Genomic DNA, 6749 nt, shown 5'->3' with positions numbered 1-6749 from the left:
CAGCGGCCGGTGTTCGAGGAGTTCACCGCCCGGCTGGCCAAGCGCGCCGACGAGTTGGCGTACGGCTGGCCGGCGGACGAGGCGACGGTGAACATGCCGCTGATCTCGCACGCCCACCGGGACAAGGTGCTCGGCCATTACGACCTGGCCCGGGCCGAGGGCGCACAGGTGCTGGCCGGCGGCGGGGTGCCGAGGTTCGGCGACGCCCGCGACGGCGGCGCGTACGTGCAGCCGACCGTGCTGACCGGGCTGGGCCCGGACGCCCGGACGAACCGGGAGGAGATCTTCGGCCCGGTGGTGCATGTGGCCCCGTTCGATTCGGAGGACGAGGCGTACGCGTTGGCCAACGGCACCGACTACGGCCTGGCGGCGACGGTCTGGACCCGGGACGTGGGCCGGGCGCACCGGGCCGGCGCGCGACTGGACGCCGGCATCGTCTGGGTCAACACCTGGTTCCTGCGTGACCTGCGCACCCCGTTCGGCGGGGTGAAAGCCTCCGGCATCGGCCGCGAGGGCGGCGTGCACTCGCTCGACTTCTACTCCGAACTCACCAACGTCTGCGTGGATCTCTCATGACTGATATCGAGTCGGCGGCCCAGGAACTGGCCGAGGCCCGGGGGAGCGGCAAGCCCTGCCCGCCGCTGCGGGGGCGGCTGCTCCCGGAGGGGGACGTCGAGGCCGCGTACCGGGCGCAGCAGCTCCAGGTACGCGAGTGGCTGGCGTCCGGGCAGCGGCGGGTGGGCGCGAAGATCGGGCTGACCTCCCGGGCGGTGCAGGAGGGGTTCGGGGTCTACGAGCCGGATTTCGGCGTGCTCACCGACGCGATGGCGGTGCCCGACGGCGTGGAGGTCGCCCTCGACCGGCTGCTCCAGCCCCGGGTGGAGGCGGAGATCGCCTTCGTGCTCGGTGCCGACCTGCCCGACGGCCGGGTCACCAGCGCCGACCTGCTGCGCGCCGTCGACCACGTGCTGCCGGCCATCGAGATCGTCGACTCCCGGGTGGCCGGTTGGGACATCTCCATCGTGGACACGGTGGCGGACAACGCCTCCAGCGGTCTGTTCGTGCTGGGCACCACGCCGCGTCGGCTCGGTGACGTGGACCTGCGGCTGTGCGGGATGGTGCTGGAACACGCCGGCGAGCCGGTGTCGGTCGGTGCCGGCGCGGCCTGCCTCGGCAATCCGCTGCACGCGCTGGGCTGGCTGGCCGGCACGATGGCCCGCGCCGGTGACCCGCTGCGCGCCGGCGACGTGGTGCTCTCCGGCGCGCTCGGGCCGATGGTGGCGGTCACGCCGGGCGCGGCGTACGAGGCCCGCATCTCCGGCCTCGGCTCGGTACGGACCTGCTTCTCGAACGGACGGTGACCAGTGGCTACTGGCGTGGCGGTGATCGGGTCGGGCAACATCGGCACCGATCTGATGATCAAGGTCCTCCGGCTGAGTGCGGGCCTGCGGATGGTGGCCATGGCCGGCATCGACCCGGCCTCCGACGGCCTCGCCCGGGCCCGCCGGCTCGGTGTGGCGACCACCGCGCAGGGCGTGGACGGCCTGGTCGCGTTGCCCGAGTTCGCCGACGTCGAGCTGGTCTTCGACGCCACCTCGGCCGGCGCCCACCGGCACAACGACGCGGTGCTGCGCGGGCACGGGCGTACCGTGGTCGACCTGACCCCGGCCGCGATCGGCCCGTACGTGGTGCCCCCGGTCAACCTGGACGAGCACCTGGGCGAGACGAACGTCAACATGGTCACCTGCGGTGGGCAGGCGACCGTGCCGATCGTCGCGGCGGTGCGCCGGGTGACCCCGGTGGCGTACGGCGAGATCGTCGCCTCGATCGCCTCGCGCTCCGCCGGCCCGGGCACCCGGGCCAACATCGACGAGTTCACCGAGACCACGGCCCGGGCGATCGAGGTGGTCGGTGGAGCCGACCGGGGCAAGGCGATCATCGTGCTCAACCCGGCCGAGCCGCCGCTGCTGATGCGCGACACCGTCTACTGCCTCTGCCCGGACCCCGACGCCGACCGGTCCGCCATCGCCGACTCGGTCGCCGCGATGGTGGCCGCCGTCCAGGAGTACGTCCCGGGGTACCGGCTCAAGCAGGACGTGCAGTTCGACCGGGTGGACACCTTCGTGCCGTCGCTGGGGCGGCACCTCACCGGCCTCCAGGTCTCGGTCTTCCTGGAGGTCTCCGGCGCCGGGCACTATTTGCCCGCGTACGCCGGGAACCTGGACATCATGACCTCGGCCGCGCTGCGCACGGCGGAGCGGCTGGTGGCCCTGGCCGCGAAGGGGGTGCCCGCATGAGCGCGAGGAGTGCAGCGGAGCGGAGCCCCGCAGTCGCGAACGAAAGGGGGCTCCGGTGAGCGAGCTGTACATCCAGGACGTGACGTTGCGCGATGGCATGCACGCCATCGGCCATCGGTACACGGTGGACCAGGTCCGCACCATCGCCGCCGCGCTGGACGCCGCAGGGGTGGCCGCGATCGAGGTGGCGCACGGTGACGGCCTGGCCGGGTCCAGCGTCAACTACGGCCACGGCGCGGCGAGCGACGCCGAGTGGATCTCGGCGGCGGCCGAGGTGATGACGAACGCGAGGTTGACCACCCTGCTGCTGCCGGGCATCGGCACCATCGCCGACCTGAAGGCGGCCAAGGCGCTCGGGGTGACCAGCGTCCGCATCGCCACGCACTGCACCGAGGCGGACATCTCGGCGCAGCACATCACCTGGGCCCGGGAGAACGGCATGGACGTGGCCGGCTTCCTGATGATGTCGCACATGAACGATCCGGCCGGGCTGGCCGCGCAGGCCAAGCTGATGGAGTCGTACGGAGCGCACTGCGTCTACGTGACCGACTCCGGCGGCCGGCTGCTGATGTCCGACGTGGCGCAGCGGGTCGACGCGTACCGGCAGGTGCTGGAGCCGAGCACGCAGATCGGCATTCACGCGCACCACAACCTCTCGCTCGGCGTGGCCAACAGCGTGGTCGCCGTCGAGCACGGCCGAGTCGCCGGCGACGGTCCGGTCGGGTCGCCGGCCGGCCGGACGGTCCGGGTGGACGCCTCCCTGGCCGGGATGGGTGCCGGGGCCGGCAACGCGCCGCTGGAGGTCTTCGTCGCGGTCGCCGAACTGCACGGCTGGAAGCACGGCTGCGACGTCTTCGCACTGATGGACGCCGCCGACGACATCGTCCGTCCGTTGCAGGACCGGCCGGTCCAGGTCGACCGCGAGACCCTCTCCCTGGGGTACGCCGGCGTCTACTCCAGCTTCCTGCGGCACGCCGAACGCGCCTCGGCGAAGTACGGGGTGGACGTCCGCTCGATCCTGGTCGAGCTGGGCCGGCGGCGGATGGTCGGCGGGCAGGAGGACATGATCGTGGATGTGGCGCTGGACCTCGCGGGCAGGGGAGACTCATGATCGGGCCGGACATCGCGGGTATCGCGGCGACGCTGGGCACGGCGGCCGACACGGCCACTGCGATCCCGCAGCTCGCCGCCGAGACCGGCCTCGACGTCGACGCCGCCTACGCGGTGCAGGCCGCGCTGCTGCAGCGTCGCCTCGACCGGGGTGAGCGGCTGGTCGGCCTGAAGATGGGGCTGACCAGCAAGGCGAAGATGACCCAGGTCGGGGTGGACGAGGTGATCTGGGGTCGGCTCACCGACGCGATGCGGGTGCCCGACGGCGGCACCGTCGACGTGACCGACTTCATCCACCCCCGGGTCGAGCCGGAGGTGGCGTTCCTGCTCGACCGGCTGCCCGAGCCCGGTGAGCCGGTCGGCGACTTCACCGACGCGGTGCGCGCCGTCGCCCCGGCGATCGAGCTGATCGACTCCCGGTACGCCAACTTCAGCTTTTCGCTGCCGGACGTCGTCGCCGACAACACCTCGGCCGCCGCGTTCGTGGTCGGGCCGTGGTCGCCGGTGCCGGACGGGCTGGAGAACCTCGGCGTGCTGCTGGAGGTCGACGGGCGACTGGCGCAGGTCGGCTCGACGGCGGCGATCCTCGGCGATCCGCGCCGCGCGCTGGACGAGGGCATCCGGCTGGCTGGGCGGCACGGCGTGCGGCTGCGCGAGGGCTGGGTGTTCCTGGCCGGCGCGGCGACGGCAGCTGTGCCGCTGCGTCCGGGTGCTCAGGTGCGGGCGGTCGTGGAGAAGCTCGGCACCGCTTCGCTGAAGGCATCGTCGTGAGTGGTGATGGGGCTCGGGTGGTGGCTGGCAAAGCCGTGCCACGGGGGGCGTTCCCGCACGTCAAGGTGGCCGGGGGATTCGTGTTCGTCTCCGGTACGTCGTCGCGGCGGCCGGACAACAGCTTCGCCGGTGTGTCGGTGGACGAGTTCGGGACGACCGACCTGGACATCCGGGTGCAGACGCGCGCCGTCATCGAGCACATCGGTGACCTGCTGCGCTCGGTCGGTGCCGAGCTGACCGACCTGGTGCAGGTGACCTCGTACCTGGTCAACATGAATGACTTCGGTGGGTACAACGAGGTGTGGGCGGAGTTCTTCGACGCCACCGGGCCGACCCGGACGACCGTGGCCGTGCACCAGTTGCCGCATCCGCACCTGCTGATCGAGATGCAAGCCGTGGCCCTGCTTCCCCGAGGAGGTAGTCGTGAGTGAGATCGCCGAGCCGTTCAGCTTTCCCGGCTGGATCGCCGAGAACCAGCACCTGCTCAAGCCGCCGGTGGGCAACAAGGAGATGTTTCCCGGCTCCGACGACTTCATCGTGATGGTGGTGGGCGGGCCGAACCAGCGCACCGACTTCCACGTCGACCCGTACGAGGAGTTCTTCTACCAGGTCAAGGGCAACATGCACGTCAACCTGATGACCCCGGAGGGGCCGCGTACGGTGCACGTGCGCGAGGGTCAGATGTGGATGTTGCCGCGCAACACGCCGCACTCGCCACAGCGGCCGGAGCCCGGCTCGATCGGCGTGGTGGTCGAGCGGGTCCGCGCGGAGGGGACGCTGGAGAAGTTCCAGTGGTACTGCCCCGAGTGCGGGCACAAGGTGCACGAGGTCGAGTTGCAGGTGCGCGACATCGCCGCCGACCTGCCCCCGGTCTTCGGCGCGTTCTACGCCGACGAGAAGGCCCGCACCTGCGACAACTGCGGCACGCTGCACCCGGGCAAGGGCTGATGGCGCAGCCGGTCGCCGGTCCGCCGGCCCGGTCGGGGTTCCCGGTGGTGGACGTGCACACGCACGTCGTACCGAAGGGATGGCCGGATCTCGCCGCGGCGTGCGGCGGGTCCGGCTGGCCCTGGCTGCGGGTCGACTCGGAACGGGCCGCCATGATCATGGTCGGCGAGACCGAGTTCCGGCCGGTCGGCGCCGAGTGCTGGGACGCGCCGACCCGGCTGGCCGACATGGCCGCCGACGGGGTGGACGTGCAGGTGGTCTCACCCACCCCGGTCTTCTTCGGCTACGACCGCCCGGCCGACCAGGCGGTGAAGGTGGCCCGGATCTTCAACGACCTGACGCTGGAGGTCACCGCGGCCGGCGGTGACCGGCTGCTGCCGTTCTGCCAGGTGCCGTTGCAGGACCCGGACGCGGCCTGCGCCGAACTGGACCGCTGCCTGGCCGCCGGACACGTCGGCGTGGAGATCGGCAACCACGTCGGCGACCGGGACCTGGACGACGCCGGGATCGTGACCTTCCTGACCCACTGCGCCGAGGTCGGCGCGCCGGTCTTCGTGCACCCGTGGGACATGGCAGGCGGCCCTCGGCTCGACCGGTGGATGGCCCGTTGGCTCACCGGCATGCCCGCCGAGACGCACCTGTCGGTGCTGGCGATGATCCTCGGTGGAGTCTTCGACCGGGTGCCGCCGACGTTGCGGATCTGCTTCGCCCACGGCGGCGGCAGCTTCCCGTTCTGGCTGGGCCGCGCCGACAACGCCTGGCACCGCCGGGGCGACCTGGTACGCGGTGCCTCCGCCGCCCCGCCCAGCTCCTACGTCGACCGGTTCTACGTCGACTCGGTGGTCTTCGCGACTCCCGCGTTGCGGCTGCTGGTCGACACGATGGGTGCCGAGCGGGTGCTGGTGGGCAGCGACTACCCGTACCCGCTGGGCGAACGCCCGGTCGGCCGGGTGGTCCACGAGGCCGACTTCCTCACCGACGCCCAGCGCGACCAGCTGCTCTCCCACAACGCCCTGCGCTTCCTCGGCACGGTCGGTATTTAGAGCGGCACGCTTTCCTGACGCTCCGCCGCTCGTGTCGCGGCGGCAACGGTTGGTCTGAGCGGGCAGGATGGCGGCATGGCCGAGCCGCACGACCTGACCGCGCTGGAACAGGCCGCCGCGATCGCCCGCGGCGAGCTGTCCAGCCTGGACCTGGTCGAGCATCACCTGCACCGGGTCGACGCGCTCGGCGACACGGTCGGCGCCTTCGTCACGGTCACCGCGGACCTGGCCCGCGAGGCCGCACGGGCCGCGGACGCGACACCGGTGGACCGGCGCGGGCCGCTGCACGGCGTACCGACCGCGATCAAGGATCTGACGTTGACGGCCGGCGTCCGCACCACCTTCGGCTCCGCCGCGTTCGCCGACTTCGTGCCGCCGGTCGACGCCGACGTGGTGCGGTTCATCCGAGCGGCCGGCCTGGTCAGCCTCGGCAAGACCACCACCTCCGAGCTGGGCTGCTCGCTCTACTCCGAGGGGCTGGTGGCCCCGCCGGCCCGCAACCCGTGGGACCTGGCGTACACCGCCGGTGGTTCCAGCGGTGGCGCGGCGGCGGCCGTGGCCGCGGGCCTGGTGCCGGTGG

Annotated in this window: 9 protein-coding genes; all 9 read left to right on the top strand. The window is 72.2% G+C overall.

Going from position 1 to position 6749, the window contains the following annotated elements; all coding sequences use genetic code 11:
• On the top strand, window positions 1-576 hold a 576-nt coding region (locus AB0M52_RS28285), incomplete at its 5' end, for an aldehyde dehydrogenase family protein (protein WP_363959893.1).
• A complete protein-coding gene (locus tag AB0M52_RS28280) occupies window positions 573-1361 on the top strand; it encodes a fumarylacetoacetate hydrolase family protein (RefSeq protein WP_363959890.1) in 789 nt (262 codons plus the stop codon). The genes AB0M52_RS28285 and AB0M52_RS28280, both read left to right, overlap by 4 nt.
• 3 nt (window positions 1362-1364) lie before the next feature.
• Window positions 1365-2297, top strand: coding sequence for an acetaldehyde dehydrogenase (acetylating) (locus AB0M52_RS28275; protein WP_363959888.1), 933 nt, complete (start codon window positions 1365-1367; stop codon window positions 2295-2297).
• Between the two features lie 55 nt (window positions 2298-2352).
• Window positions 2353-3408: a 4-hydroxy-2-oxovalerate aldolase gene (gene dmpG / locus AB0M52_RS28270; protein ID WP_363959885.1), complete on the top strand. Its 1056-nt coding sequence runs from the start codon at window positions 2353-2355 to the stop codon at window positions 3406-3408.
• On the top strand, window positions 3405-4178 hold the full coding sequence (locus AB0M52_RS28265; RefSeq protein ID WP_363959882.1) for a fumarylacetoacetate hydrolase family protein: 774 nt from the start codon (window positions 3405-3407) through the stop codon (window positions 4176-4178). Before dmpG ends, AB0M52_RS28265 begins: the two co-directional genes overlap by 4 nt.
• The gene (locus AB0M52_RS28260) at window positions 4175-4609 is read left to right on the top strand and encodes a RidA family protein (RefSeq protein ID WP_363959879.1); all 435 of its coding nucleotides are present in this window, start codon (window positions 4175-4177) and stop codon (window positions 4607-4609) included. Before AB0M52_RS28265 ends, AB0M52_RS28260 begins: the two co-directional genes overlap by 4 nt.
• A complete protein-coding gene (locus AB0M52_RS28255) occupies window positions 4602-5126 on the top strand; it encodes a 3-hydroxyanthranilate 3,4-dioxygenase (RefSeq protein ID WP_111213362.1) in 525 nt (174 codons plus the stop codon). Before AB0M52_RS28260 ends, AB0M52_RS28255 begins: the two co-directional genes overlap by 8 nt.
• The gene (locus AB0M52_RS28250; RefSeq protein WP_363959875.1) at window positions 5126-6169 is read left to right on the top strand and encodes an amidohydrolase family protein; all 1044 of its coding nucleotides are present in this window, start codon (window positions 5126-5128) and stop codon (window positions 6167-6169) included. Before AB0M52_RS28255 ends, AB0M52_RS28250 begins: the two co-directional genes overlap by 1 nt.
• A 75-nt stretch (window positions 6170-6244) precedes the next feature.
• Window positions 6245-6749: amidase family protein (locus tag AB0M52_RS28245; protein ID WP_363959872.1), on the top strand; the 505-nt coding region annotated here is incomplete at its 3' end.

Source organism: Micromonospora sp. NPDC051296 (assembly GCF_040682255.1).
In the GTDB taxonomy this organism is placed as follows: domain Bacteria; phylum Actinomycetota; class Actinomycetes; order Mycobacteriales; family Micromonosporaceae; genus Micromonospora; species Micromonospora craterilacus.
The sequence above is the reverse complement of the archived record's forward strand: the minus strand, read 5'-3'. Positions and strand labels throughout refer to the sequence as shown.

Coding starts and splice junctions, on each gene's coding strand:
- AB0M52_RS28250 (WP_363959875.1), top strand. CDS start 5,126: ATGGCGCAGCCGGTCGCCGGTCCGCCGGCCCGGTCGGGGTTCCCGGTG.
- AB0M52_RS28265 (WP_363959882.1), top strand. CDS start 3,405: ATGATCGGGCCGGACATCGCGGGTATCGCGGCGACGCTGGGCACGGCG.
- AB0M52_RS28280 (WP_363959890.1), top strand. CDS start 573: ATGACTGATATCGAGTCGGCGGCCCAGGAACTGGCCGAGGCCCGGGGG.